Raw genomic sequence first — 23,423 nt, 5'->3', positions numbered from 1 at the left:
CGATCAGTGGTCGCGTGTCGGCCAGGGCGCCACGATCGCGGTGGGGAGGTAGTCGGAGACCAAGGGGATCCCCCAGCCGAGTTCACGGTGCGCGTGGCAGGTCAGCGCGAGGATGTCGATGGGGACCTGCTTGCTGACGCTGTCCTGCTCATCGCCGGCGGTGTAGTGCTCGCGGAACTCTTCCAGGGCGTCGACCAGTGCCGCCACGAACCCGTCCCGGTCTCCGGCCACGAGTTGTGACAGCAGGACGGTGAACGGCCACAGGATGCCCGGCTGGGCGGCTGCGGCGTTCCGGACGGCGGCCAGCGCCCGGTCCATGGCCGGACGGGCGGGTTCGCCCCTCAGGTAGGCGCGGAGCGCGACATGGTAGGCGTGGTGGGCGGGCGCGCTCCACTCCGATGCCAGGGCGTCGGGGTCGATGCCCAGCAGGAGGCCGCGCCGTTCCTTCGAGCCTGTGATCAACGCGAGCGCGATCGCGTGGTGCCATTCGTAGTTCGACAGGTCTTCGGGCTCGATGGAGGTTTCCGCGCCGTGGCCCCGTTCACTGCGGGTGATGCTCGGGGGCAGGTAGTCGGACTCGATCCGCTGCTCCCAGCCGTTGTCCCGGACGGCGATGGCGGTGAGCGCGAGCGGTGCCGACGGCAGCAGGGTGCGGGGACGTGGGTTCTCACCCAGCGGCTGGGCGAGCATGGCCGCGATCGCCGTCCAGAAGGCGTCCTGGTCGCCCGTGGCCAGGGCGTGCAGGGCTCGCTCCGCGTCGGTGCCGGGCGTCCCGATGAGGTCGGCGGCCGAACCGAGCGCCATCCAGGCGTCCCGGTCGATCTGCGGGTCCTCCACCGACCGGGCTCCGGCATAGTCCAGCAGGTCGTTGGCGATCATCTGCCAGCCGAACCCGTCGCGTCCCGCCTCCTGCTGAAGGCGGACGCTGCGGCCGATTCGCCCGGCGAAGTCCTCGGTCGCCTCGCGCAGCCGCTTCGCGCCGATCCGATGGCGCTCGATCCTCATGCCCGACACCCCGTCTCCGTCCGAAGCGAGCCTGGAGCGCCGATCGCGAACGATCAGTCATTTTCGCCGGAGCCGGTTCATCTCACCGCTCCCGCTCCCGAGCCGGACAGTTCGACGTCGAACCGGGTCGGACGGGTTGAGAATGCCCGACGCTGGCAGAGGCGATGCGTCGTAGCCGGCCCGCGATCGGCCGGTTCGTGGCAGAGTGGCGGGATGTCTGGCGCGCGGTATGGGATGGATGCGCCCTATGGGTTCGGCTTCGTGGGCTTGGTCGTGCTGGGGTTCTGGGTGACCGGGCTGGTGATGGCGGTCACCGCCGATCTGGCCGCCGCGCTGCCCGCGCTGGTCTCCGGCACCCTGCTGGCGGGATGCCTGGCCCTGAGCCTGCACGCCACGCTGCGCGGCAAGTTCCTGGTCTGGCGGGACGTGCTGGACGAACTGGACCTGCGTGGCGACGAACGGCTGCTCGACCTCGGCTGCGGACGCGGCGCCGTCCTGTTGGCCGCCGCCCGGCACCTCCCGCAGGGCCAGGCGGTCGGCGTGGACCTGTGGCGCGGACGGGACCAGTCCGGCAACACCCCGGCGGCGACCCTGCGCAACGCCCGCGCCGAAGGCGTCGCCGACCGCGTCCACGTGCAAGGGGGGGACCTGCGCAGACTTCCGTACGCGGACGCGAGCTTCGACCTGATCGTGTCCAGCCTGACGGTGCACACCATCTTCGGCGCGGACGCCCGCGCCAAAGCGATCGCCGAGGCGTACCGGGTGCTGCGGCCGGGCGGCCGCCTGCTGATCGCCGACCTGGCGCGGACCCCCCGCGAGTACGCCGCGGTGCTGGACCGGCTGAACGCCCAGGACATCCGCGTGCGCGGCCTCGGCTGGCGCGCGTGGTGGGGCAGTCCGTGGGTCCCGACCCGCCTGCTCACCGCCCGCAAACCAGCCACCCCCTGAAGATGCGGTGGCCCGGCGGACGCCGGATGTTGATCTTGCGTGAGGAGTCAGCCGACCTTCGGGGTGGCGCGGTCGATGATCGGGGCGAGGTCCAGGCCCGGCGGGAGGGTGCCGAAGGCGCCGCCCCAGTCGCCTGCCAGGCGGGTTGCGCAGAAGGCGTCGGCGACGGCCGGATGACCGTGCCTGACCAGCAGCGATGCTTGCAGGACTAGTGCCAGGTTCTCGGCTACTCGGCGGGCGCGGTACTCGATTGTGGACGTGTCGGCGAAGCTTTCCTTGACGTCCTTGATGGCTGCGTCCAGGCGCTTGTCGGCTCCTTGGGAGAGGGCTACTTCGTCGAAGAACGCCTCTAGGGTCTGCGGTTCGCGGAGCGTTGCGCGGAGGAGATCGAGTGCCGCGACGTTGCCGGAGCCCTCCCAGACTCGATGAGGCTTCGAAAATGAGGTAAAATCGCAGGTCAGCATGCATGTTGATCATGCGTGGTGGTGGCTGGTGCGGGGCTGTGACAGGCAGTCCGCTAGCCGGTTCGCTAACTCGTTCTCCGGTCGAGAGGAGGAGTCAGTGCGGCAACCGTACGTAGCCAGGAAGGTCAGCAAGCGCACCGGGGCGACCCGGTACACGGGGATGTACGACGACACGACCGGGACACCCCGGTCGGCCGGCACCTACGACGACGAACTAGAGGCACTGGCCGCGGCCCGCAGGGAGCAGAACAGACGCGAGGGCGGCGTCCTGGGGGAGATGACGCCGGCGCAGAGGCGCGCGATGACGTTCGACGAGTTCTGGCCGATCTTCCAGCGGCATCACCGGGTCGAGCCGAACACGATGCAGACCTACTTCGGGGTCTGGATCAACCACGTCCGCCCCTTCTTGAAGGCCGACCGGGTGGCGACCTTCGACTCCGCCCGCGCCGTCCAGTTCTTCACCTGGCTGGCGGAGACGGAGCGGACGGTGACCACGAGGCGGGCCTGCCGGAAGGTGCTCTCGGCGATGCTCGGCCTCTCGATCCTGCTGGGCTGCCGCACCGACAACCCTGTCCGGGGTCTGAACGTCGGCAAGCAGGCCGCGCACAAGAACATCAAAGTGATCAACGAGACGGTGTTCTGGGAACTGTACAGCAAGCTGCCGCTGCCGACGCAGCGTCTGTTCGCCGAGTACATCATCTCCACCGGGGTTCGCTTCTGCGAGGCGATCTCCTTCCAGGAAGGGGACCTGGACTACGACACCGGCATGCTGAACGTGTGCCGCTCGACTGTGGAGGTGGCGAAGCAGTTCCATCCGACCGGCGGCCGGTTCATTACCCGCCCCTACACGAAGAACGGAGAACACCGCCGATTCAAAGTCGGCAGGCCGCTTGTGGAGAAGATCCGCGCCCACGTCGAACAACACGGCATGAAGCCAGGCGACCTGATCTTCCCAGTCCGGTTGTTCATGCCGGACACGGCCTGGGTCAACCTCCCGCGCTGCACCGCAGAAGAGATGGAAGCCGCCGCGAAGACGACCTTCGTCTCACCCGTCACCGGCGAACGCGTCACTCACACCAAGATCAGTACGTACCGCAAGCACGGCTGCCGGTGCGCGCCGTGCGTACAGGCCTACCGGGACTATCGGTCGGCGTATCGCGTGCAGGCGATGGCCCGCAAGGGCAAGGTCACTCGCCAGCGGATCCGCCGTGACGGCAACGACTACCTGGCGCCCAGTGAATGGAGCACCATCTGGATCCCGGCCCGCAAGGCCGTCGGCGTCGATGTGACCCCGTACCAACTGCGCCACTCCCACGCCTCCCTCCTCCTGGCACACGGCGTCCCGCTGCCGGACGTCCAGGCCCGCCTGGGCCACAACGACCTGACATCCACCACCCACTACGTCTGGGCACTGGCTGAGGAAAGCGAAGCCGCAGCAACCACCATGAACGTGCTCCTGGGCTACGAGGTAAAGCAACCCGACCCACAAGAGGCGATGCTGGCGCGAATGGAGGACATGATGCACCGCATGCAGGCCATGATCGACCCTCCTCTCGCCCGCCAGATCGCAGCCGAAAGCTCCACCTCCCGCCCAGACTTGCACCTGGTCACCGACACCCTCACCGCCATGCAAATCCCTACAGGCAACTAGTCCGCCCAGCACACGAGCAGCGGAAGGGCACGGGAGCACTTTCCGAGGAACCACCCCCCGCCCCCGCAGCTCTAGCTGGGGACTGTCGTGCGGCCAGCGCCTCGGCCGCTGGCTGCACGATCCTATGGCTGGTGCGGGTGGGCGGCTGGGGGCGCGGCTGTCCAGGGTTCTGCGATGGATCCGTCGGGTTCCCATCCGTACTGCCGGAGTTTGTCGGCGTCGGTGATGTGGCCCGTTTCGGCCAGCACATCGGCGGTGAGTGCCAGCGCGTAGCGGTGGCCTGCGGCTGCGGCGTGCGTCAGCCAGTCGATGGCATGCTCGCCCTCGCCGCGTTCCAGCAGCAGCCAGACCGCTTTCTGGGCGGCGTCGTCGTCTCCGGTCTCGGCGCGGTTCTGCAACCAGCCAATGGCTTCCTGAGTGCGGTCTATCTGGCGAAGAAGGTAGGCCGCTCGTAGTGCGGCATAGCGAGCGTCAGAGGTGTATCCGCCGGAGGCGTAGACATGTTCTGCTGCCTGTTGGCAATGGCGGATGGCTTCTTCTTGCCTGCCGGTCACCCACAAGATGGCGCTTACCAATTCGAAGTGGAGCCCGTGATGGGCGTCGGGGGGATTTAGGAGAAGATCGATGATCTCGTCGGTGATGGAACCTTGGGCCGCCAGCTGGTTGGCCTCGCGTTTCACCTCGTCCCAGCGCGTTGCGTACCAGGGGCTTTCCGGTTCGGCGGTGGTCGGGTCTTGGGGATCAGCGGTGTCGGCGTGCTCGGCCGCTGGTCCCCGGTCCGGGACATCGCAGACGTGGTTGCTGGCGTCGTGCAGCAGGCGGAGGCACTTGGCGACATTGGCGTCCGACGCAGTGCCGTTCGCGGCGTGGGCACGCAGCCGTTGAACGGCTTCGTCGGCCTGGCCTGTTTCGTGTAGTTCTCGAGGCGTGTCAGCCCACTGAGCCATAAAGGAGCTGGTCCCCACGGCGCGCAGCCACCAAGCCAGGGCTTCCTCCAGTGGGCCCGCTCGCACCAGCAGTTCGGCCGCCTGCACGCTGTAGTAGGCGGCTTTGTCCTGGTCGTCACCTGCGAGGTCGGCTGCGCGCTGCCACCAGCGGACAGCGTCGTCGACGCGTCCGAATTCCACCAGCCGCCTGCCCGCCTTCTCCAGGGCGACGGGGTTGCCGAGATCCGCCGACCGCTGCCAGTAGTGCAGCGCCTCCTCGGCTCGGCCCAGCGATTCCAGAAGTCTGGCCAGGTACTCGGCGTTTATCCCGTGGTAGTCGTCGCCGTCGGCTGCCTGTTGCCACCAGCTGATGGCTTCCTCGATGCGGCCCGCGTCCTCCAGGAGGCCGGCGGTCCTCCTCGAGGCGTTCACGTACCCGGCGTCGGCAGCGGCCGCGTAGAAGCGGACGGCCGTTCGCAGCAGCCCGTGATCTTTGGCCCTCTGTCCGAATTGGCCGAGGATGGCGGCGGGCGCGCCCTGGTAGTGCAGCAGCGCCTCCCACAGCGCGGCTGGGGCGCGGGTGGTGCGGCGGGTCACGCGGCCGTGGTGTTCAAGGTAGGGGGCGAGACGGTAACTGGGCCGGGCGGGTGCGGGCTGCCCACAGCGTGGGCGGATAGGGGTAAGCGGGCCGCGGGTTCCGCGTTGCGGTACGGACAGGGAGGCCAGGGCCGCCTCGAACCATGCCTCCTCCAGCAGATCGAACTGGACGCCGGTGAGGTAACCCTCGGCCGCTTCCTCCAGCAGATCCCGGGTCAGGGGGAGGCCGGGGACGGTGCGCAGGGCATCCATGGCCGCCTTGATCAGCGCTTTGGCCGCTGGGTACGCGGTGCGGTAACGCTCGAGAAGGGCGGGCACACCAGCCAGGTACTGGGTGATATGCCCCTGTTCGGCGTGTTGCAGCGCGTCGACCAGGCGGGGGTCGCCGGTGGCGGCGTCGCGGGCCGCCTTCAGGTCGTCGCCGGTGAAGTACTCGGGCACGATGATGCCGTTGTCGCCGACCAGTTGGCGGGCCTGCGCGAACGGATCGGGGTGGCGCCCGGACGTCCACTGCCCAGGGGCAGGCACGGTGCTCAGCGTGGCCCAGTCCTCGTGCCAGATGCTGCCCACCACCAGCACCGGTGCGCGCTGGGCGTCGTTGAGCAGGTCGCGTAGCCCGGAGGCGACCTGTTCGGCCCGGTCGGGGTCGAGCAGGTAATGCTGACTGTCGTTGAGCCACACCACCGTCCGCGGACCCACCGCGGGAAGCCCGTCGATGACGGCCTGGGCGCGGGTGGGCGTGAGCGGATGCCAGAGCCGCCACGCCTCCGGCAGCGCCTTCACCGCCTCCCAGCAGGCCCGGGTCTTACCGGAAGACGGGCCGCCGATCAGCAGCGCGATGCCGCTGTGGCCGTCCTTGGCGGCATCGACCACCGCTTGTAGAAGCCAGTCGTGCTCGCGTCGCACATAGGCGGGCAGTAGGCCGAGCCCGGCTGCACCGGTCACCGCGCCGGTGAGGTCGACGGCGGGCTGGACCTCCAGGTCCTCCAACACCAGCCGGTCGCCGAACTCACCGATCGGCCGTCCCGCCGGCGCCGCGGCCGAAGGCGGAACGCGGGCGGGCTGGGCCCGCTCGACGAGCCCGCGCCAATGCCTTTCGGCGGGTTGTCCGTCGCCCGCCCAGTCGCTCCACAGCCGCACCAGCGCCCACACCACGTCGGCGTCGCGGGGAACCTGAGCCTTGGCCGCGTCCTCGGGAAGCCAGTCGCTGATGGCCTGGCCACGGAACTTGATCGCGTACGGCGGTCTGGTCAGCGCCCTCTCGATCTCCCGCAGGGAGAACACTTCACCGGCCGCGCGCCTTCGCGTCCTGGCCCGTTCGCGCAGCACCCGCAGCTCGTCGTAGAGAGTGCGGGCGTCGTCGGTGCCGATCATGTCCTCCTTGCCGTCACGCGGGTCACCGCCCATGCCCGCAGCGGGCGGTGCGGGCATGCCCGTGACCGGCAGCTTAGAACCGGTTCGCCCGCTGCGCCCGCCTTCTGGGACGGGCGCCCACCCACACGCCGATTCTGCTGCCATGCCCGGCGGACCGGTGCAGCAACGACAGCGGGAGGGTTCCATGAACAAGGACGGCGTCAGTACGAGCAAGAACGACACCAGCACCGTCCGGCGGCTTTGCAGCGCCGCGATATTCGGCGTCGTGCGCGGACTGGCCTCAGCGGCCGGAGCCGCCCTGGTGACCGGGCTCATCTGGTGGATCCAGAGCCACTGAGTGCGCCCCGGGACTGGATGGCGGGTCGGGCCAGGCGCGGCATGTGTTGGCTTGGCCCGCCCGACGTAGCCTGAGTCGGCGTCGCTGCGCATTAAGCGGATACGAGGATCGCTACGCTCATGGCTAGGGCTGTATCCGCTTCTTCCGCTGTGGGCAGCGGGCGTTTGCGGGCACTCCAACTCCAGGAGGTGACCGGACTGCGACCGGGATTGAGGGAACTTCAAGAAGCTCTGCGCGCCCTTGAAGGCCGAGCAGTGACTGCGCGAAAGGAGCGTGGCCTCCCGTACTCGCGACGGGAAGCAGCTAAGCAAGCGAGTCGCCGATCCGGGACGCCGCTCAACGACAGGCGCATTGGCGAGTGGCTACGGGCTCACGAAGCGAGAGCGCCGCGCGATGCCGATCAGATTTGGGCCTTGGTGCAGATCTGGTCGGAGTGGGCTGGCTCCATGCCACTCTCCCAAGATCGCATCCACTGGAACGGGCTTGTCGAGCGAGCACAGCCGACACGTCGCCCCGGTGACTCGCCGCAGCCGGATCTCGTCGGCCGGCCCGTTAGCGAGTGGGATGCGCTCCAACTCGAAGTGCATCCAGCGATCGAAGGCGATGAGGGGTTGCCCAGCCTTCCCGCCTATGTCGAGCGCCAGCATGACGTAGTGTTGCGAGAAAAGGTTAGCCAAGCGGCGAGCGGGACGAGCGTGATGGTGATGTTGGTTGGTGGTTCATCGACCGGCAAAACCAGAGCATGTTGGGAAGCAATCCAGCATCTGCCTGAAGGGTGGAAGCTATGGCACCCAATTAGCCCTAATCGTGCAGCGGCGCTGACGAACGCCCTGGAACAAAACCTTGTCGGACCGCAGACTGTCATTTGGCTCAACGAATCGATAAACTACCTCGGGATAAGCAAAGACCAAATAGGCGAACGAGTCGCCTCAGGCCTCCGAGAGCTGCTCCGCTCCCGAGAGCGCGGCCCTGTTCTCATACTTGGGACTCTTTGGCCTGAGCATTGGGATCTGCTAACGGGACGCCCACGCCAGCCTGAGTCGAACCCCCATCCCCAAGTGCGGGAACTTCTCGTCGGTACGAGCGTAATCGTTCCAGAGGAGTTTTCAGGAGAAGATCTCGTTGCCCTGAGTGACTTGGCGACCCATGACTCACGCCTCGGCAACGCAATGGCACGGTCACGCCAGAAGATCACGCAGCACCTTGCAGGCGGCTTCGAACTCGTAAGTAGGTACGAGGCCGCCCCTCCATCAGCCCGTGCGGTAATGAACGCGGCCCTTGATGCCCGACGGCTGAACCGCAAAGCCGAGCTGACCAAGGATTTTCTCTACGAAGCATCCCACGGCTACATGGACGATTCCACGTGGGACGCCCTCGATGAGGGCTGGTTCGCGAGTGCTCTGGCATACGCTGCCCGACCCTGCTTGGGCGTTAACGGCCCGCTTGTTCCGATAAGGCCTCGACCTGGCGCTGCGGTACAAGCGACGATCAGATACCGACTCGCTGACTACCTGGAGCACGTTAGTGCGTATCAACGCCGCATCGAGGTTCCGCCCACATCGTTCTGGGAGGCAATGCTGCAGCACACCGTGGCTGGCGATGAGCTAGTTGATATTGCCTACGAATCGCAGAGTCGCGGCCTGTTCAGGCTTGCCACTCAATTTTACCTTCATGCCGCCGACCACGGTGAATCGCAGGCGCTGCTTTATCTTGCCGACCATAGAGAGCGAAACGGCGACATAGATGCAGCGAGACAGGCATTGGAAATTGCCACGATCCGTGATGTCAAGGACTCCTGGTACTCCCTGGCTTGTCTTTACAGGAAGCAGGGTGATCTAGCGGCCGCTGAGGCTGCCCTTGCCCAAGAGGAGGAGAGTTTGTCTACCGTTGGGGAATGGGCTGTCCTTCGAGAGGAGGTCGGCGATATGGCCTCCGCCAAAGAATTTCTGCAACGCGCAGTCGACCTAGGTTCATACCCCGCGATGCTAGATATGGCTCGATTCTACGAACGAGAAGGAAATGAGCAGGACGCTGTCAAATTGCGCGCTAAAGCGGAAGATTCAAACTCGGTTATTCGTGAGCTAATCGATGCAGTAGACGCCGTAAGGGAAGTCGAGGAAGCGCGAGAACGGATTATCCGTGGGTGGATCGAAGAATGTGCGGACGACAGAGAACTCAGAGCGCACCTCGAAGGTATTCTAAGGACCTCTGGTCGTCCAGATGACCTGATTCACCTCATGAAGCTCCGACTCAGCTACACCGACCCTTCTATCATTGAGCCGGAGATATGGCGGGTGCTTGGTGCCGGGTGCATGCACGAGTCAGGCAGGAACGAGGCGATAGAGATGTTGGCGGGTCTCGAAGATGGCCGAGGAAACCATGAGCTCGCGACACGTATGATGAAATACGGGTTTGAGCCGAACGGACGCGTCGCGGATCCTTGGACCGTGCAGCAATTTCTGACGCAAGATATGGAGATACCTACAGCTTCGTTGAGAAGCAAAAGGGATCCTAATGCACCCTGAAGTGAACTGAGTCGTGGCCTCGGCGGCCAGGTAGTCGTCGAACCGACCAGCACTTCTAGCTCGGCCAACGCTTCGGCGCGGGTGTCAACCCTGCGCAGGGTGTGCGGCAGCGGGTGTGCGGCGCGGCGACGACGAACGCGTCGCGGGCGTCTGTCTTGGCCTGGCCGGGGTGCAGGTCGGCCAGCCGGCGCATAGGTCAGGCCAGGCAGGTAGGCGACCTGGCAGCCGGTGGCGCGGGCGACCGCGACCGGCAGCGCGCCGATCGAGGAAGGTTGGTCTACCACTAGGGAAGTCCTGGGCGAGCGTCGCGGGCAAGGCCGGGTTGTCGAGCGCGCGAGCTCGGGTGGCTTGGCACCGCGTCGATCTTGCCGAGCGGGGCTTGCCTCCCCGGGCGAGCCTTGCCCAAGTGGACCGATAGATCCGGTAGACGCGGCGGGAGGAAATGGAGATGTCAGGCTGCCATCAAGTACACCTCGACCGCCGCGCCCAGCTAGGCGGGGCATCACAGTGAAGCGCGTGGACGGTCATCCGGCGGTTGTGTCGACGACGGGAAGACCGTCGTCATCCTGGAACGGACGGCCGGGCGGGCGAAAAGGGTCGTCGGATGGACCGAGGGCGTAGCCGGTGCCGTTCTTGACGTACTGCTGCTCGCCGAAGATCCAGTAGTAGAGGTCCAAGAGATCGTCGCGGGGCCACAGCACGACACCGGCGCCGCCAACGAGTCCATATGCGTTGGTGCGGGCCAGCTTCTTCAGCCAGGGTGCCAGGGTTGTTCCCGCAGGGTAGCCCGCAACCGCTGCGGTGGTCGCCGCGGTGACCAGGTCGGCAAGTTGTAGGTGCGGGACGTGATGGGAGGGAGCGGTCAGGATCGGTGAGACCACCCGATCGGGGGTGGCGAAGCGAGTGCCCTCCCGAGTGAGGCCCAGGGTGTCGGCCAGCCACTTCATCTCGTCTTTGCGGCTGCCACCAGGCTGGTCGGCGATGATGATTCCGACATCATCGTGCTGGCGCAGGTACAAGCTGATCCGGTCATAAAGGTAGGTGAGGATTGCCGGTTCGACGTCGGCCTTCTCCCAGGGGAGGCGGCCACGGTCCCACACCACCACGGCGGACTTGATGCCGCCATCGATAGCGGCTTGGAGCATCCTCTGGCGCAACTCTGTGATCAGCGGACCGCCGGCTGATGCTTGGAAAGTGCCCTTGGGTGGCTTCCACTTAATCTCTTCCCCGTCGGGGAACTTCAGGTCGGCTCGGATGCTATCGAGAGCCGTCGCGAAAGCGGCGACGGCGTGCTCGGGGACAATTACGCCACCGACCGAGATGAGCTCGCCTAGGTGCTGACGGCGAGGTTGCTTCTGCCCGCTGTCGTCGATGTAGATCATGTGCATGCCGCCGCCCCCAGTTACGCCGCAGTAGTGTGTAGACCTCGACCAGGGTCACGTGATCGAGGGACCCAGGTCATTGTGGCCGGGCGTGGGCCGCTGCCGCAGTAGATCCGGTACTACTGCGGCAGTCGGGGCTAGGCGGTCAACACATGGCGCGGGCGGCGCATGAAGTACCGCGTCCAGACCCGCTCGGGCGCTGCGCTCCCGGACGCACGGGTTGCTGACCGTTCCGAGATGAGAGGTCTCCTGGCGCGACCTAGCCGATTCCTTGCTGGTAGCTACCGCGCGGGTTCGCTCGCTCGAAGCGAGTACTTGCCCAGGATCGTGCGAGGTCAGCAGTCGAGAGAGGTCAGCGGGTGGGTCTTCTCGCAGAAAAGGAGAACAGGCTGCAAGTGGCCGACGGGGTAGGGGTGAGCGGCTAGCCCTCCCGGGGGCGAGGCCGCAACTCGCCGCTGCTCGGTGGGGTTGGGGACTGGTGGGGCACAGTTGGAGCCGGGCGGTCAGTGCCTGGGGACGGACCTGACGGCGTTGCGCAGGGCTGCGCGGGTCAGGAGGAGGACGGGGCCGACCGGGTCTTTGCTGTCTCGCACTGCCACCAGCGCATCGGCCGCGTCTGCCAGTTCGACGCAGTTGCCTCCGCTTGAGGTGCTGCGGCTGCTCCGGCGCCAGGCAACGTTGCTCAGGTCCATTTCTCTATTGCCTTCCTAATCACTTCGCGCGACGCGTCTTCGGTGAGTGCTCGTGCACGAAGCTCGATCAGAGTTCGTGCCAGAGTGGCCAGGTCTGCTGGGTTGTCCGTTGCGATACCACGGATGGCTGTCTCGACGTAGGCAACCTCGCTTCGGTCCTCCATCGTTGCAATCATGAAGTCACCTGAGTTGCCGGTGTGCTCACCGCTTGCCAAGACTACTTGGATCGTGATGTTCGGCAACATGCCCATGGTGAGCAGGTGCTCCAGCTGCTCCTTCATCGTCTCGGCGGAGCCGACTTGCCGGTAAAGGGCGTGCTCATCGAGCAGCAGCACAAAGAGCGTTGGGGGAGTTCCATCGTCCCTGGTGAGGATGGACTGGCGTCGCAGGCGGAGGTCTATCGCCTCCTGGTTGCCCTTCAGTAGGACCGACATGTATGCCGGGGTCTGCAACAGGCCTGGGATCACTCCGTGCTCCCAGCAGACCAGCATCACTGCATCGCCCTCTATCTGTGGCCAGTCGAACCAGACGGGCACAGGGTGACCGTCCTTGTTCAGGTCCTCCCACAGAGCGATTAGCGCTCCGCCTGCCTCCAGGTGGTCGTCCACGATCTCTACGAAGGGCCGTGTGGCGCGCTTCTTTCCCGCCTCGATACGGCTCACCTGCGCAGGGCTGACCTTTGTGAGATGAGCGATCGTTTCCTGCTTGATGCCCTTAAACTCCCGCAGCCGACGCATCTGCCGACCGAAGGCAATAAGCGCAGCTGACTCCCTGGGGCGCTGCCGTCGTACCGCCGCCATGATCGCTTTTCCCCTCTCGGCAACTTACTGCCTGATGCGGCTTCTTACCGCTCAACGCCACTTGAGGACGGCAAGACGAACGGTAGCCCAGATAGTGGCTCAATGTGTGCTGTCTGATACACACAGTGAGGAGATCAATGGGCTGTGCAGCGGAGAACGAAATGGTGGTGAAGCAGGACCTTAAGGCGGTCGCGGAGGTCCGGCGGTTCGTGCGGCTGGTTGCCGGTCAGTGGGGCATGGATGACTTCGTCCCGTGCCTGGTGGCGACCGAGCTGGTCACCAATGCCCTGCAACATGCGGCGTCGGCGACGGACGAGGAGGTGATCTTGCGGCTAAGTCGCACTGAGGACGACGCCCTATGGATGGAGGTCCAGGACGCCGGTTGCGACCTCCCGCACCTGCTGGCGGCGGATACGTCCAGCGAGACAGGCCGTGGCCTGTTCATTGTCGACCAGTTCGCGCGCTGCTGGGGCATCCGTGCCCTGGCCGACAACGTCGGGAAGGTCGTCTTCGCGGTCATCGACCGCACATGAAAGATCACGAGGGGCGTCTGCGCTCTGCCTCCCGGCTACCTGACCTTTGCCCCGCCGAGGGCTGTGACGCATCTGAGTCGAGTCACATCGGTGGCCCCCGACGGGAAGACGCAGTGGTTCTGAGACCATCTGCGAGCCGAGATCCGGCAGGGGTGTGGGCACTCTCGGTGGGCTCGCGCCGACCGGACTGCATGAACCAAAACGCGCCGAAGCGCTTCTGTAGACCTATGCCGGGCCTTCACGGCCAGCACCGCTGATGTTTTTGAGCGACAGTGTGCCACGCCGATGCTTAAAGTAGCGGGCGGGCGTGGGATGAGACAGCCTGTCCCATGCGTACGTGGGCCGAGACCTGAAGGGGCTCGCCGGGCCCCGCTGCCGCGGGGCAAGAAATGGAAATCGTGCACATATGGCGGCTGGACCGGGCGCGGTCCAGCCCAACGGGGGATCGAGCGCGATCCGGGAGGTGGTGGCGGTAGTCGCTGAAGATGGGCCGCGGCAGGAGGCGAGGTCGGCGCAGGTGTATCGGCGGGCGCATCGGACTCCGCGGCGCAGCCGCTCGGTGAGGTTCTCGCTGTCGGATGAGGAGCATGCGTTGGTTGCCTCGGCAGCATCGGGGGAACGACTCGCGGTCGGGGCATACGCGGCGCAGGCGGTGCTCAATGCGGCTCGAGGCGGTGTCCAGCCGCAGTATGCATCGCTGCGGGAGGCGCTGGCGATCGTGATGCATGCGTCGGGGCAGGCTCGACGGATTGGAGCCAACCTCAACCAGGCAGTCGCGGCGTTGCACTCGGGGGAGGCGTCGCCGCAGTTGCGGTGGTACGCCGAGGCGGCGGCGCGAACCGTCGAAAAGCTGGATGATCTGGCTGACGAAGTGTGTCGGCGGCTCCCTTAGAACTCCTAACGCTATGGGCGCCGGCTTCGTCGGCAGTTCGGTCGTCCCGTGCGTCAGGGGGGTCGTTCTCGTCTGGCTTCCCGAAGGTGAGGGTGCGTGCTCCTGAGGAGAAGCGGGTGAAGGACTGCTCCCAGTGCTCCTCGGGCCAGTGGTACGTCACGCTGCCACTGGCGGGGCGGTAGTGGGCGGTGTACACGGTGCCCAGCCACTCGTCGTACCGGTACTGGTATAGCGGTGGTCGGAGCATCGCTGTCACGTCGGCTCCCGCCGCCTGTACGGCGGCCAGGCGCTTCTGGGTTTGTGTGAATCGCTCCTGCTCGTCTGGGCACCGGTAGGTGCTGGTGGTTGGTGGCGCAGTTGTCGGGTGCTGCGGTCAGCGGGATGTTGGGGCCCACGTAGACCGTCACGGTCTGGTGCGGGTCGACGAGGGTGACGTTCTGCGGGATCGCGATGGGTATGGTGCGCAGTCTGCTGACCGCTTCGTCGACGGTCTGGCAGGTTTCCAGCAGATAGCGCAGCACGAGGGGGATGGCGAAGCCCGGCCCGTGGACGAACCGCCCGCCGAAGGTGAGTGAGACCGCGAGACCGGCGTCGTTCATGCCGTCCAGCAGGCCCCATCCCGCTTCCTGCATGCCGATCACGGGTCGGAGGAAGTTGGAGGAGGCGATGGTGGCTTCGCAGTGGTCGGGGGCGAAGTCGTAGTTCCGAAGCAGCGTGTCCTTCCCGCCGATCTGGGTGCAGCCGGAGAAGAACGGCCGCACCGCTGCCAGCGTGAGAAGGGTTCCCGCTCGGGGAGAGGCCAGTTGGCCGGCGAGCCGGTCAAGTGTGGGGACCAGTTCGGGCATGTGGGCCTCGAACAGGCTCCGGGCCTGGGCCGCGCCCTGCCGGGTCCGGCCTTCCTCGGTCAACCGGCCCTCAGCGCTCACGACCGTCGGCTGGACGTGCGCGGCCCATCGCCCGTCACCCGCCAGCGCCGATCTCGATCGCGTGGAACGTCTTGCGGTATTGGGCCATGGCAGAGGACTCAACTAAATTCCGAGCCCTCATTTCAATGCGCGCAGGCGTCTCCAGCGGATCAGGCCGCATGCCAGGGTGAGGACGGCTTCGCCGCTCTGCCTGTTCTTCGACTGCTGAGGTCAGGTCTGTGTAGGCATGCCGGAACCCGGATGTTTCCTCCCTCAGTCCGGCGGGCGAGGAACGGGGATGCGCACGGGCGTGACTGGACGGACGTAGCCGAGCATCTGGCGGCACGAGGCTGCACCAGCACTACTAGTGTGACGCGGCGGCGGCTGCCTACTAACGGGTACGTTAACGGATGATCTTGCTCGGAGCGGGTCATGGCCGGGTCGGTGTGGCAGCCAGGCGGGGTCTGGAGGCCTGAGCTTGAGTGGGGGCTCAGGCGACTTTCGGGGTGGCGCGGTCGATGATCGGGGCGACGTCCAAGCCTGGCGGAAGCGTGCCGAACGCGCCGCCCCAGTCGCCGCCAAGACGGGTCGCGCAGAAAGCGTCGGCGACGGCCGGGTGACCGTGCCTGACCAGCAGCGATGCCTGGAGGACTAGCGCCAGGTTTTCGGCTACTCGGCGGGCGCGGTACTCGATTGTGGACGTGTCGGCGAAGCTTTCCTTGGTCTCCCTGATGGCCGCGTCCAGGCGCTTGTCGGCTCCTTGGGAGAGGGCTACTTCGTCGAAGAACGCCTCTAGCGTTTGCGGTTCGCGGAGCGTTGCGCGGAGGAGATCGAGCGCCGCGACGTTGCCGGAGCCCTCCCAGATGGAGTTCAACGGGGACTCGCGGAAGAGGCGGGGCATTCCGGAGTCCTCGACGTAGCCGTTGCCGCCCAGGCATTCGAGGGCCTCGGCGGCGTGCGCGGGCCAGCGCTTGCAGATCCAGTACTTGCTGACCGCGAGGCCGAGGCGCTTGAAGGCGGTCTCGGACTCGCTGCCGCGCACCGAGCGGTCGGTGGCGCCCGCGAGGCGCAGCATCGTGGTCGTGGCGGCCTCGGACTCGATCGCGAGGTCGGCCAGGACGTTGCGCATCAGCGGCTGGTCGATCAGGGGCCGGCCGAACGCCGAGCGGTGCGCGGCGTGGCTCGCGGCGGTGGTGACGCCGAGGCGCATCCCGGAGGCGGCGCCGATCACGCAGTCCAGCCGGGTCATGTTGACCATCTCGATGATGGTGCGGACGCCGCGGCCCTCGTCCCCGACCCGCCACGCGACGGCCTCGTCGTACTCCACCTCGGAGGAGGCGTTGGACCGGTTGCCGAGCTTGTCCTTCAGGCGCATCAGGCGCAGCGGGTTGAGGCCGCCGTCCGGCAGGACGCGGGGGACGAGGAAGCAGGTCAGCCCGCCGGGCGCCTGGGCGAGGGTGAGGAACACGTCGCACATCGGGGCGCTGGTGAACCACTTGTGGCCGACGAGCCGGTACGTCCCGTCCGGCTGGGGCGCGGCCGTGGTGGTGTTGGCGCGGACGTCGGAGCCGCCCTGCTTCTCGGTCATGGACATGCCGGCGAGGAGCGCGGTCTTGGTGAGCGGGGGCCGCAGCCCGAAGTCGTACTCCGGCCTGGCCAGGAGCGGCTCGTAGAGCGCGGCCAGTTCCGGGGACTGCCGCAGCGCGGGGACGGCGGCGTAGGTCATCGACACGGGGCAGCCGTGGCCCGCGTCGACGCGCCAGGTGTAGAACTTCGCGGCGCGGGCGACGTGGGCGCCCTCGCGGGGGTCCGTCCAGGCCGAGCCGTGCAGGCCGTGCGTCACCGCGACGGTCATCAGCTCGTGCCACGCCGGGTGGAACTCGACCTCGTCGATCCGGTGCCCGCAGCGGTCGTGGGTGCGCAGGACGGGCGGGTGCTCGTTGGCGAGGCGCCCCCACTCCTGGGCCCGCTCGGTACCGGCGAGGCGGCCGAGCTCGCGCACCTCGGCCTCGGCCCACCCGGCGCCTTCGCGGTGCAGCCCGTCCAGCAGGGCCGCCTCGTCGGACACGTCGTGCCCGGCGAGCGGGGGGACCTGGTTGAACACCTCGTGCGTCATGTGCTCTCCCAACGTTCACGCCGTCGACCCGCAGAATACAGAACGCGGTTCGGGCATCGGGATGATCATGCCTGTGGGGTGGCAGGACGTCCATCCTCCTCAGGTGGTGGGGCGATCTCGTCCGCGCGGCGGATTGTCCCGCGCCGCCGGGGGCATACCGTCGAAATCATGAGTCAGTCCGGTCCGCAGCCCGAGCGGAACGCCCCGCGCCGCCCGCTGGAGCGGCGGCGGGACGGCGGCCCCGTCACCGAGCCGGTCGACGTGACGGCCGCGCCCGAGACCGGGCGGGCGCCCGGCTCCGGGCGGGCCGCCGACGCCACACGGGCGGCCGATGCCGCGCGGGGTGCCGGCGCCGGGCGGGGCTCCGGCCCGGTGCGGGCGTCCGACGCCGAGCGCGAGGCCGTCGTGGAGCGGCTGCGGATCGCGTCGGTGGAGGGACGGCTCACCTTCGAGGAGCTGACCGAACGCACCGAGGCCGCCTACGCGGCCGCCACCTGGGGCGACCTCGAACGCATCACCGCCGACCTGCCCGGCATGGGCGCGCCCGGCGCCAACCCCGCGCCCGTGCAGGTCAAGCGCAGGTTCAGCGCGGTCATGGGGGACTGCAAGGAGCGCATCGTCGGCCGCATCGACGGGCCGCTGGAGGCCGTGTCGGTGATGGGCGACGTCGAGCTCGACCTGCGCGGCGCCCAGGTCCCGACCGGCGAGGTGCGCATCTGCGTGACCGCCGTGATGGGCGACGTCAAGATCATCGTTCCGGACGGCGTCAGCGTCGTGCTGACCGGGCACAACTTCCTCGGCGACCGGCGGGTGGCGGTCCGCGACCCCCACCCCGGCGCCCGCGTCCCCGTCGTGCGCGTCACCGCGACCGCCGTGATGGGCGACATCAAGATCGTCGACGACGAGCACCACGGCCCGCTCCGGCAGGCCCTCACCAACTGGTGGAAGGACCGCCACTAGCGGGCCGCGGGGTCAGCGGCTGTCATCGTGCGCCTCGGCGTCTTCGACGCCCTCCTCGTTCGGCGGCAGTGTGTCGGGGTGTTCGTACTTCACTCCGGGGGTTCCGGTTCCGCTGGTCTCCTCCCCGTCCGGGACGGTGCGGCCGCGGGCGTCGGAACGCTCGTTCACCGGGGCGAAGCGGCGGTCGTCGGTCTTCTCGGGCTCGTGGCCGGTCTCTTCGCGCGTCATGGCCGCCCGCATACCCGGCGACCGGCGCCTCGAACGCGCGGTCAGACCGCGGCCGCGGCGCGGGAGTCCTCCAGCGCCCCGGTGTAGCGGCGGACGACCAGGTCGGCGACCTCCGGCGCCGCGCCGAGGGCGGGGGAGACCGCGGCGGCACCGGCGGCCAGGGACTCCCGGCGGACCTTGTCGGCGAAGTGGCCCGGCGCGAGGATGTAGGACGCCACCGCGACGCGCGGCGCGCCCGCGGCGAGCAGGGAGCGCACCGCCTCGGCCGGCGCCGGGCGGGCCGCCGTCGCGTACGCCGGGATCACGTCGCGCCAGCCGCGCGAGCGCCACCGCCGCGCCAGCCGCGCGATCACGGCGTTGGCGGACGCGTCGCCGGAGCCCGCCGAGGCGAGCACGACCGCCGTGTCCGGGTCGCCGGGCGCCACGCCCGCCTCGGCCAGGCGCCGCTCCAGGGCGTCCAGCAGCAGCGGGTGCGGGCCCAGCGTGCCCGCCGTGCGCAGGACGAGCCGCGGGTGCCGGCCGCGCACCCGGTTCAGCACGCCCGGGATGTCGGTCTTGCTGTGGTAGGCCGCGGTGAGCAGCAGGGGCAGCACGACCGCCTCGCCCGCGCCGTCCCCGGCCAGGCCGTCCAGCACCCGGTCGGGTGCGGGCGGCGCGTGGTCCAGGAACGAGGCGTGGACGGGCACGTCCGGGCGGCGCGCCCGGACGGCGTCGAGCAGCGCGGCGACGGTCGCGGCGGCGCGGGGGTCCCGGCTGCCGTGCGCCACCGCGACCATCGGGGCGCTCACAGGTGGATGCCGCACTCGGTCTTGCCCATCCCGGCCCACCGGCCGCTGCGCGGGTCCTCGCCGGGCGCGACCGGGCGGGTGCACGGCGCGCAGCCGATGGAGGGGTAGCCGTCGTAGTGCAGCGGGTTGACGAGAACCCCGTTGTCCTCGATGTAGTTGTCCATGTCCTCCTGGGTCCAGCCCAGGATCGGGTTCACCTTGACCATGCCGCGCTTGCGGTCCCACTCGACGACCCTGCGGTCGCGGCGGCTGGCGGTCTCGTCCCGGCGGATGCCGCTGAACCAGGCCATGTAGCCCTCCAGCGCGCGGCCGAGCGGCTCCACCTTCCGCAGGTGGCAGCACAGGTCGGGGTTGCGGCCGTACAGGCGCGGGCCGAGCGCGGCCTCCTGCTCCTCGACCGTCCGGGACGGCGTGACGTCGATGACGTTCACCGGGTAGACGGCCTCGACGGCGTCGCGCGTCCCGACCGTCTCGGCGAAGTGGTAGCCGGTGTCGACGAACAGCACGTCGATGCCCGGCTTCACCTTCGACACCAGGTGGATCAGGGCCGCGTCCGACATGGAGGACGTGAGGCAGATGCGGTCGCCGAACGTGGCGACCGCCCACCGGATGACCTCCAGCGTGGGAGCGCCCTCCAGCGCGGCGGCGGCCGACTCGACGATGTCCTGAAGGTCGAGGGTGGGTCTGTCGGTCTCCAGCAGGGTCACCGGGGGACCTCCTTGCTCGCGGTGCGGGGAGTGCCGACACCGAGGAACTTCAGGCTGAAGGAACGCAGGCAGTCGGGGCAGAACCAGGCCCCGGGGTTCTCGTCCCGGGGTTCGAGGCTCTCCTCGCCGCAGTAGGGGCAGTGGAACGGCGCCATCCGCTCGCTCATGCGAGACCAGCCCCGCTCACTTGAGGTCCGCCTCGTCGGCGCGGTGCACCCATTCGGCGAACGTCTCCGTGCCGGTCCGCTGCTCGTCGAACCTGCGGACGACGCGCTCGACGTAGTCGGTGAGCCCGGCCGAGGTGGTCTTCAGCCCGCGGACCTTCTTGCCGAACGACGCGCCGAGCCGGCCCCCGAGGTGGATCTGGAAGCCCTCGACCTGCTCGCCGTCCTCGTCCACGACGAGCTGGCCCTTCAGCCCGATGTCGGCGACCTGGATGCGGGCGCACGCGTTCGGGCAGCCGTTGACGTTGATCGACAGCGGCTGGTCGAAGTCGGGGAGCCGCTTCTCCAGCTCGTCGATCAGGTCCATGGCGCGCTGCTTGGTGTCGACGATGGCGAGCTTGCAGTACTCGATGCCCGTGCACGCCATCGTCTGGCGGCGGAACGTGGACGGCCGGACCTGCAGGTCGTGCTCGGCCAGCGCGGCGGCGAGCGCCTCGGTGTGCCGCTCCGGGACGTCCAGGATGACCATCTTCTGCTCGTTGGTCGTGCGGACCCGGCCGGAGCCGTAGCGCTCGGCGAGGTCGCCGATGACGCCGAGCAGTTCGCCGTCCACCCGGCCGACCCGGGGCGCGAAGCCGACGTAGTAGGAGCCGTCCTTCTGCGGGTGGATCCCGACGTGGTCGCGGCGGGCGAGCGGCGCGTCGGGCTCGGGGCCGTCCGGCAGCGCGTACCCGAGGTACTCCTTCTCCAGGACCTCGCGGAACTTCGCGGCGCCCCAGTCCTTCACGAGGAACTTCAGCCGGGCGCGGCTGCGCAGCCGCCGGTAGCCGTAGTCGCGGAAGATGGAGGTGACGCCGTGCCACACCTCGCTGGCCTGCTCGGGCTTGACGAAGACGCCGAGGCTCTGCGCGAACATCGGGTTGGTGGACAGCCCGCCGCCGACGAACACCTGGTAGCCGGTCTCGCCGGCCTCGTTCACCACGCCCGTGAACGCGATGTCGTTGATCTCGTGGACGGTGCAGTGCGACGTGCAGCCCGACATCGCCGTCTTGAACTTGCGGGGCAGGTTCGAGAACTCCGGGGAGCCGATGAAGCGGTCGTGGATCTCGCGCAGCTCCGGCGTCGCGTCCACCACCTCGTCGGCCGCGATCCCGGCCAGCGGGCAGCCGATGATCACGCGCGGGACGTCGCCGCACGCCTCCGTGGTGTGCAGCCCGACGGCCTCCAGGGCCTCCCAGATCGCCGGGACGTCCTCGATCCGCACCCAGTGCAGCTGGACGTTCTGGCGGTCGGTGATGTCGGCGGTGCCGCGCGCGTACCGGGTGGAGACGTCCGCGATCGTGCGCAGCTGGGGGCCGCTCAGCTGACCGCCGTCGATGCGCACCCGCATCATGAAGTAGCGGTCCTCGAGCTCCTCGTCCTCCAGCGCGCCGGTCCTGCCGCCGTCGATGCCGGGCTTGCGCTGGGTGTACAGGCCCATCCAGCGGAACCGGCCGCGCAGGTCGGACGGGTCGATCGAGTCGAAGCCGCTCTTGGAGTAGATGTCGATGATCCGCCGGCGGACGTTCAGCCCGTCGTCGTTCTTCTTGTTCTCTTCGTTCTTGTTGAGCGGTTCGCGGTAGCCGAGGGCCCACTGGCCCTCGCCCTTCTTGCGTTTGGTCGCGGGTGGCACGGCGCGCGTCCTCATCTGTGGTCGTGAGGGACGCGTAGCGCACCGGCGCTCTGAGGCAGCCGACTCTACGCTGAGCAGGATGAAGTCAAAGGTGACGCCGATACGCCACGCGCCCGGCTGTACAGGGGCGTGGTCGGAGCGTCACCTACAGATCGCGCTGCGGACGCGGAGGAAGTCGACGTGCCGACGCTTGGCCAGCAACGGGTCCGCGGCGCTCATACATGAACTGTGACACGGGGTCTCGCGGACTGTCCAGTTACGTCCGGCATGCGGACACGTGAGATGCGTCATCCCTGCCGCCTCCAGTTCACCGGAGGCTCGGCCCTTCCGCCGGTCGGGGGGCCCGCGCGGCGCTCGGCGCCGGACGCGGGGGCGCCGGACCCGGGCTTGTGCTGGCAGTCGCACCAGGAGCCGCCACGGCAGTCCTCGTGGTGGCGTTCGCGGCACGACTGGCAGATCATGTCTCCCATTGTCGCCTATGAAGGCAAATGCCCGGTTCTCTGTGGCGGGGGGCAGATGATCATGGTCCGGGGAACGTTCTGTCCCGTCCTAGCGGGTATGGGCCAAGGGATGTGCACGGAACGGGCGGCGGGCCCGCGGGACGACCGGGCGGGGGAGGCGATCGGCACGCCACGCGCGGAGCGGACCAGTGAAGTGGGCGATGCGGCATGTTCCGGGCGCGCAACCCTCTACGGTGGGGCGGTGTGACCACCGTCTCCGACGCAGCGGGCGCCTCCCGGGCTGGGGATTCGCCCTCCGGCAAGGACCCGGAGGGCCCCCGGCGACGCCTGCGGGACCGCCTGGCCGCCCGCGCGCACGCCGACGTGCGGGCCGCCGGGGGCATCGCCTGGACGCTGATCAAGGGCACCGCGATCGGCGGGTTCCGCTACCGGGTCACCGGCCTGGCGGCGGAGGCGGCGTTCTTCGCCCTGCTGTCGATGCCGCCCCTCGTCATCGGGCTCATCGGCACGATGGGCCACCTGCGCGGCCTGTTCGGCTCCGAGACCATCGCCGAGGTTCGCGCCTGGGTGATCGAGCACGCCCAGACGGTGCTGACCGGCCCGACCGTGAAGACGGTCGTCGTCCCGCTCATCGACGACGTGATCAGGGGCGGCAGCCCCGACATCGTGTCGGTCAGCTTCCTGATCTCGCTGTGGGCGGGGTCGCGGGCGACGAACGTCTACGTCGACACGATCACGATCGCCTACGGGCTGTCGGGCGTGCGCGGCGTGGTCCGCACCCGGGTGCGCGCGTTCGTGCTCTACCTCATCGGGCTGCTGACCCTGATCGTCGTGATCCCGATGATCGTGGCGGGGCCCGCGCTGGTCCGCCAGGCGCTGCCGGAGAGCACCGAGGCGGTCCAGGCGCTGTACTGGCCGGTCGTGGTGGGCCTGTCGATCGTCTTCCTCTCGCTGCTGTACCACATGAGCGTCCCGGTGCGGACGTCCTGGTGGCGCCAGACGCCCGGCGCGGCGCTGGCGCTGCTGATCTGGATCGTGGGCAGCTTCGTCCTGCGGATCTACCTGGCCGGCTCGCTGAGCGGGGTGTCGGTCTACGGGTCGCTGGCCGCCGCGATCGCGCTGCTGGCCTGGCTGTACGTGGCGGCGCTCGCGGTGCTGATCGGGGCCGCGCTGAACGCCGAGATCGACCGGCTGTGGCCGAGCGGGGACACCGCCCGGATCCGGGCCGCGCTGGAGGCCCAGGCCGACCAGGCGCCCGGGGACCAGAACGCGACGGGTAAAAACCACTCCGGTTGA

22 protein-coding genes and 1 pseudogene are annotated in these 23,423 nt (G+C 68.4%); 8 read left to right on the top strand and 15 right to left on the bottom strand.

The window, feature by feature from the left end:
• Positions 1–3: 3 nt before the first annotated feature.
• Entirely contained in the window at positions 4–1,005 is a 1,002-nt protein-coding gene (locus BKA00_RS15635; protein WP_185025731.1) for an immunity 49 family protein, read from the bottom strand.
• Between the two features lie 261 nt (positions 1,006–1,266).
• Here BKA00_RS15635 and BKA00_RS15630 point away from each other — a divergent pair, with 261 nt between their 5' ends.
• The gene (locus BKA00_RS15630; RefSeq protein WP_221493170.1) at positions 1,267–1,953 is read left to right on the top strand and encodes a class I SAM-dependent methyltransferase; all 687 of its coding nucleotides are present in this window, start codon (positions 1,267–1,269) and stop codon (positions 1,951–1,953) included.
• Positions 1,954–2,000: 47 nt separating this feature from the next.
• Here BKA00_RS15630 and BKA00_RS15625 read toward each other — a convergent pair whose 3' ends face one another.
• Entirely contained in the window at positions 2,001–2,417 is a 417-nt protein-coding gene (locus BKA00_RS15625) for a hypothetical protein (protein WP_230299223.1), read from the bottom strand.
• A 97-nt stretch (positions 2,418–2,514) separates the two neighbouring features.
• Between BKA00_RS15625 and BKA00_RS15620 the strand changes: the two genes are divergently transcribed.
• A complete protein-coding gene (locus tag BKA00_RS15620) occupies positions 2,515–4,068 on the top strand; it encodes a tyrosine-type recombinase/integrase (RefSeq protein WP_185025727.1) in 1,554 nt (517 codons plus the stop codon).
• A 122-nt stretch (positions 4,069–4,190) separates the two neighbouring features.
• Here BKA00_RS15620 and BKA00_RS15615 read toward each other — a convergent pair whose 3' ends face one another.
• Positions 4,191–6,965 carry a tetratricopeptide repeat protein gene (locus tag BKA00_RS15615; protein WP_185025725.1) on the bottom strand — a complete coding sequence of 925 codons (2,775 nt, stop codon included), beginning with the start codon at positions 6,963–6,965 and terminating at the stop codon, positions 4,191–4,193.
• A gap of 184 nt (positions 6,966–7,149) precedes the next feature.
• Here BKA00_RS15615 and BKA00_RS15610 point away from each other — a divergent pair, with 184 nt between their 5' ends.
• Both BKA00_RS15610 and BKA00_RS15605 read left to right on the top strand, forming a co-directional pair.
• Complete coding sequence (locus BKA00_RS15610) at positions 7,150–7,302, top strand: hypothetical protein (RefSeq protein WP_185025723.1); 153 nt, start codon at positions 7,150–7,152, stop codon at positions 7,300–7,302.
• 413 nt (positions 7,303–7,715) lie between these two features.
• A complete protein-coding gene (locus tag BKA00_RS15605) occupies positions 7,716–9,827 on the top strand; it encodes a tetratricopeptide repeat protein (protein ID WP_185035383.1) in 2,112 nt (703 codons plus the stop codon).
• A gap of 9 nt (positions 9,828–9,836) precedes the next feature.
• Here the strand turns inward: BKA00_RS15605 and BKA00_RS15600 are convergent.
• From BKA00_RS15600 to BKA00_RS15585, 4 genes and pseudogenes are all read right to left on the bottom strand, one after another.
• Positions 9,837–10,114, bottom strand: a pseudogene (locus tag BKA00_RS15600) (IS110 family transposase); the annotation flags it as partial.
• Positions 10,115–10,351: 237 nt separating this feature from the next.
• Positions 10,352–11,209 (bottom strand): DUF3800 domain-containing protein, encoded by an 858-nt coding sequence (locus BKA00_RS15595; protein WP_185025721.1) that lies wholly within the window; start codon positions 11,207–11,209, stop codon positions 10,352–10,354.
• A 503-nt stretch (positions 11,210–11,712) separates the two neighbouring features.
• Positions 11,713–11,901 carry a DUF397 domain-containing protein gene (locus tag BKA00_RS15590; RefSeq protein WP_185025719.1) on the bottom strand — a complete coding sequence of 63 codons (189 nt, stop codon included), beginning with the start codon at positions 11,899–11,901 and terminating at the stop codon, positions 11,713–11,715.
• The gene (locus BKA00_RS15585) at positions 11,892–12,701 is read right to left on the bottom strand and encodes a helix-turn-helix domain-containing protein (RefSeq protein WP_185025717.1); all 810 of its coding nucleotides are present in this window, start codon (positions 12,699–12,701) and stop codon (positions 11,892–11,894) included. Before BKA00_RS15585 ends, BKA00_RS15590 begins: the two co-directional genes overlap by 10 nt.
• Before the next feature lie 161 nt (positions 12,702–12,862).
• Here BKA00_RS15585 and BKA00_RS15580 point away from each other — a divergent pair, with 161 nt between their 5' ends.
• Both BKA00_RS15580 and BKA00_RS38285 read left to right on the top strand, forming a co-directional pair.
• Complete coding sequence (locus BKA00_RS15580) at positions 12,863–13,234, top strand: ATP-binding protein (RefSeq protein WP_185025715.1); 372 nt, start codon at positions 12,863–12,865, stop codon at positions 13,232–13,234.
• Positions 13,235–13,793: 559 nt separating this feature from the next.
• Entirely contained in the window at positions 13,794–14,126 is a 333-nt protein-coding gene (locus BKA00_RS38285) for a hypothetical protein (RefSeq protein ID WP_221493169.1), read from the top strand.
• A 53-nt stretch (positions 14,127–14,179) separates the two neighbouring features.
• On the opposite strand, the gene BKA00_RS15575 is transcribed toward BKA00_RS38285, so the two are convergent.
• Positions 14,180–15,034, bottom strand: a complete 855-nt coding sequence (locus BKA00_RS15575) for a C45 family autoproteolytic acyltransferase/hydrolase (RefSeq protein WP_221493168.1) — start codon at positions 15,032–15,034, stop codon at positions 14,180–14,182.
• A gap of 487 nt (positions 15,035–15,521) precedes the next feature.
• Positions 15,522–17,147 (bottom strand): acyl-CoA dehydrogenase family protein, encoded by a 1,626-nt coding sequence (locus BKA00_RS15570; RefSeq protein ID WP_185025713.1) that lies wholly within the window; start codon positions 17,145–17,147, stop codon positions 15,522–15,524.
• Between the two features lie 168 nt (positions 17,148–17,315).
• Between BKA00_RS15570 and BKA00_RS15565 the strand changes: the two genes are divergently transcribed.
• Positions 17,316–18,107, top strand: a complete 792-nt coding sequence (locus BKA00_RS15565) for a DUF1707 SHOCT-like domain-containing protein (RefSeq protein ID WP_221493167.1) — start codon at positions 17,316–17,318, stop codon at positions 18,105–18,107.
• A gap of 12 nt (positions 18,108–18,119) precedes the next feature.
• Here the strand turns inward: BKA00_RS15565 and BKA00_RS15560 are convergent, their stop codons facing one another.
• From BKA00_RS15560 to BKA00_RS15535, 6 genes are all read right to left on the bottom strand, one after another.
• Entirely contained in the window at positions 18,120–18,335 is a 216-nt protein-coding gene (locus tag BKA00_RS15560) for a hypothetical protein (protein ID WP_185025711.1), read from the bottom strand.
• Positions 18,336–18,376: 41 nt separating this feature from the next.
• Positions 18,377–19,111 carry a sirohydrochlorin chelatase gene (locus BKA00_RS15555; protein ID WP_185034269.1) on the bottom strand — a complete coding sequence of 245 codons (735 nt, stop codon included), beginning with the start codon at positions 19,109–19,111 and terminating at the stop codon, positions 18,377–18,379.
• Between the two features lie 8 nt (positions 19,112–19,119).
• A complete protein-coding gene (locus BKA00_RS15550) occupies positions 19,120–19,830 on the bottom strand; it encodes a phosphoadenylyl-sulfate reductase (protein ID WP_185025709.1) in 711 nt (236 codons plus the stop codon).
• On the bottom strand, positions 19,827–19,997 hold the full coding sequence (locus BKA00_RS15545; protein ID WP_185025707.1) for an Insertion element protein: 171 nt from the start codon (positions 19,995–19,997) through the stop codon (positions 19,827–19,829). The genes BKA00_RS15550 and BKA00_RS15545 overlap by 4 nt, the downstream gene beginning before the upstream one ends.
• 16 nt (positions 19,998–20,013) lie before the next feature.
• Positions 20,014–21,666: a nitrite/sulfite reductase gene (locus tag BKA00_RS15540; RefSeq protein ID WP_276530158.1), complete on the bottom strand. Its 1,653-nt coding sequence runs from the start codon at positions 21,664–21,666 to the stop codon at positions 20,014–20,016.
• Between the two features lie 287 nt (positions 21,667–21,953).
• Complete coding sequence (locus BKA00_RS15535; protein ID WP_185025703.1) at positions 21,954–22,127, bottom strand: hypothetical protein; 174 nt, start codon at positions 22,125–22,127, stop codon at positions 21,954–21,956.
• A 243-nt stretch (positions 22,128–22,370) separates the two neighbouring features.
• Between BKA00_RS15535 and BKA00_RS15530 the strand changes: the two genes are divergently transcribed.
• Entirely contained in the window at positions 22,371–23,423 is a 1,053-nt protein-coding gene (locus tag BKA00_RS15530) for a YihY/virulence factor BrkB family protein (RefSeq protein WP_230299222.1), read from the top strand.

This window comes from Actinomadura coerulea, from assembly GCF_014208105.1.
Classification (GTDB): domain Bacteria; phylum Actinomycetota; class Actinomycetes; order Streptosporangiales; family Streptosporangiaceae; genus Spirillospora; species Spirillospora coerulea.
This window is presented reverse-complemented; position numbering and strand designations above follow the sequence as displayed.

Excerpts from the sequence above, each read along its gene's own strand:
- BKA00_RS15555 (WP_185034269.1), bottom strand. The coding sequence starts at position 19,111 with ATGGTCGCGGTGGCGCACGGCAGCCGGGACCCCCGCGCCGCCGCGACC.
- BKA00_RS15625 (WP_230299223.1), bottom strand. The coding sequence starts at position 2,417 with ATGCTGACCTGCGATTTTACCTCATTTTCGAAGCCTCATCGAGTCTGG.
- BKA00_RS15580 (WP_185025715.1), top strand. The coding sequence starts at position 12,863 with ATGGTGGTGAAGCAGGACCTTAAGGCGGTCGCGGAGGTCCGGCGGTTC.
- BKA00_RS15560 (WP_185025711.1), bottom strand. The coding sequence starts at position 18,335 with ATGACGCGCGAAGAGACCGGCCACGAGCCCGAGAAGACCGACGACCGC.
- BKA00_RS15545 (WP_185025707.1), bottom strand. The coding sequence starts at position 19,997 with ATGAGCGAGCGGATGGCGCCGTTCCACTGCCCCTACTGCGGCGAGGAG.
- BKA00_RS15535 (WP_185025703.1), bottom strand. The coding sequence starts at position 22,127 with ATGATCTGCCAGTCGTGCCGCGAACGCCACCACGAGGACTGCCGTGGC.
- BKA00_RS15595 (WP_185025721.1), bottom strand. The coding sequence starts at position 11,209 with ATGATCTACATCGACGACAGCGGGCAGAAGCAACCTCGCCGTCAGCAC.
- BKA00_RS15570 (WP_185025713.1), bottom strand. The coding sequence starts at position 17,147 with ATGACGCACGAGGTGTTCAACCAGGTCCCCCCGCTCGCCGGGCACGAC.
- BKA00_RS15615 (WP_185025725.1), bottom strand. The coding sequence starts at position 6,965 with ATGATCGGCACCGACGACGCCCGCACTCTCTACGACGAGCTGCGGGTG.
- BKA00_RS15635 (WP_185025731.1), bottom strand. The coding sequence starts at position 1,005 with ATGAGGATCGAGCGCCATCGGATCGGCGCGAAGCGGCTGCGCGAGGCG.
- BKA00_RS15610 (WP_185025723.1), top strand. The coding sequence starts at position 7,150 with ATGAACAAGGACGGCGTCAGTACGAGCAAGAACGACACCAGCACCGTC.
- BKA00_RS15585 (WP_185025717.1), bottom strand. The coding sequence starts at position 12,701 with ATGGCGGCGGTACGACGGCAGCGCCCCAGGGAGTCAGCTGCGCTTATT.
- BKA00_RS15590 (WP_185025719.1), bottom strand. The coding sequence starts at position 11,901 with ATGGACCTGAGCAACGTTGCCTGGCGCCGGAGCAGCCGCAGCACCTCA.
- BKA00_RS15565 (WP_221493167.1), top strand. The coding sequence starts at position 17,316 with ATGAGTCAGTCCGGTCCGCAGCCCGAGCGGAACGCCCCGCGCCGCCCG.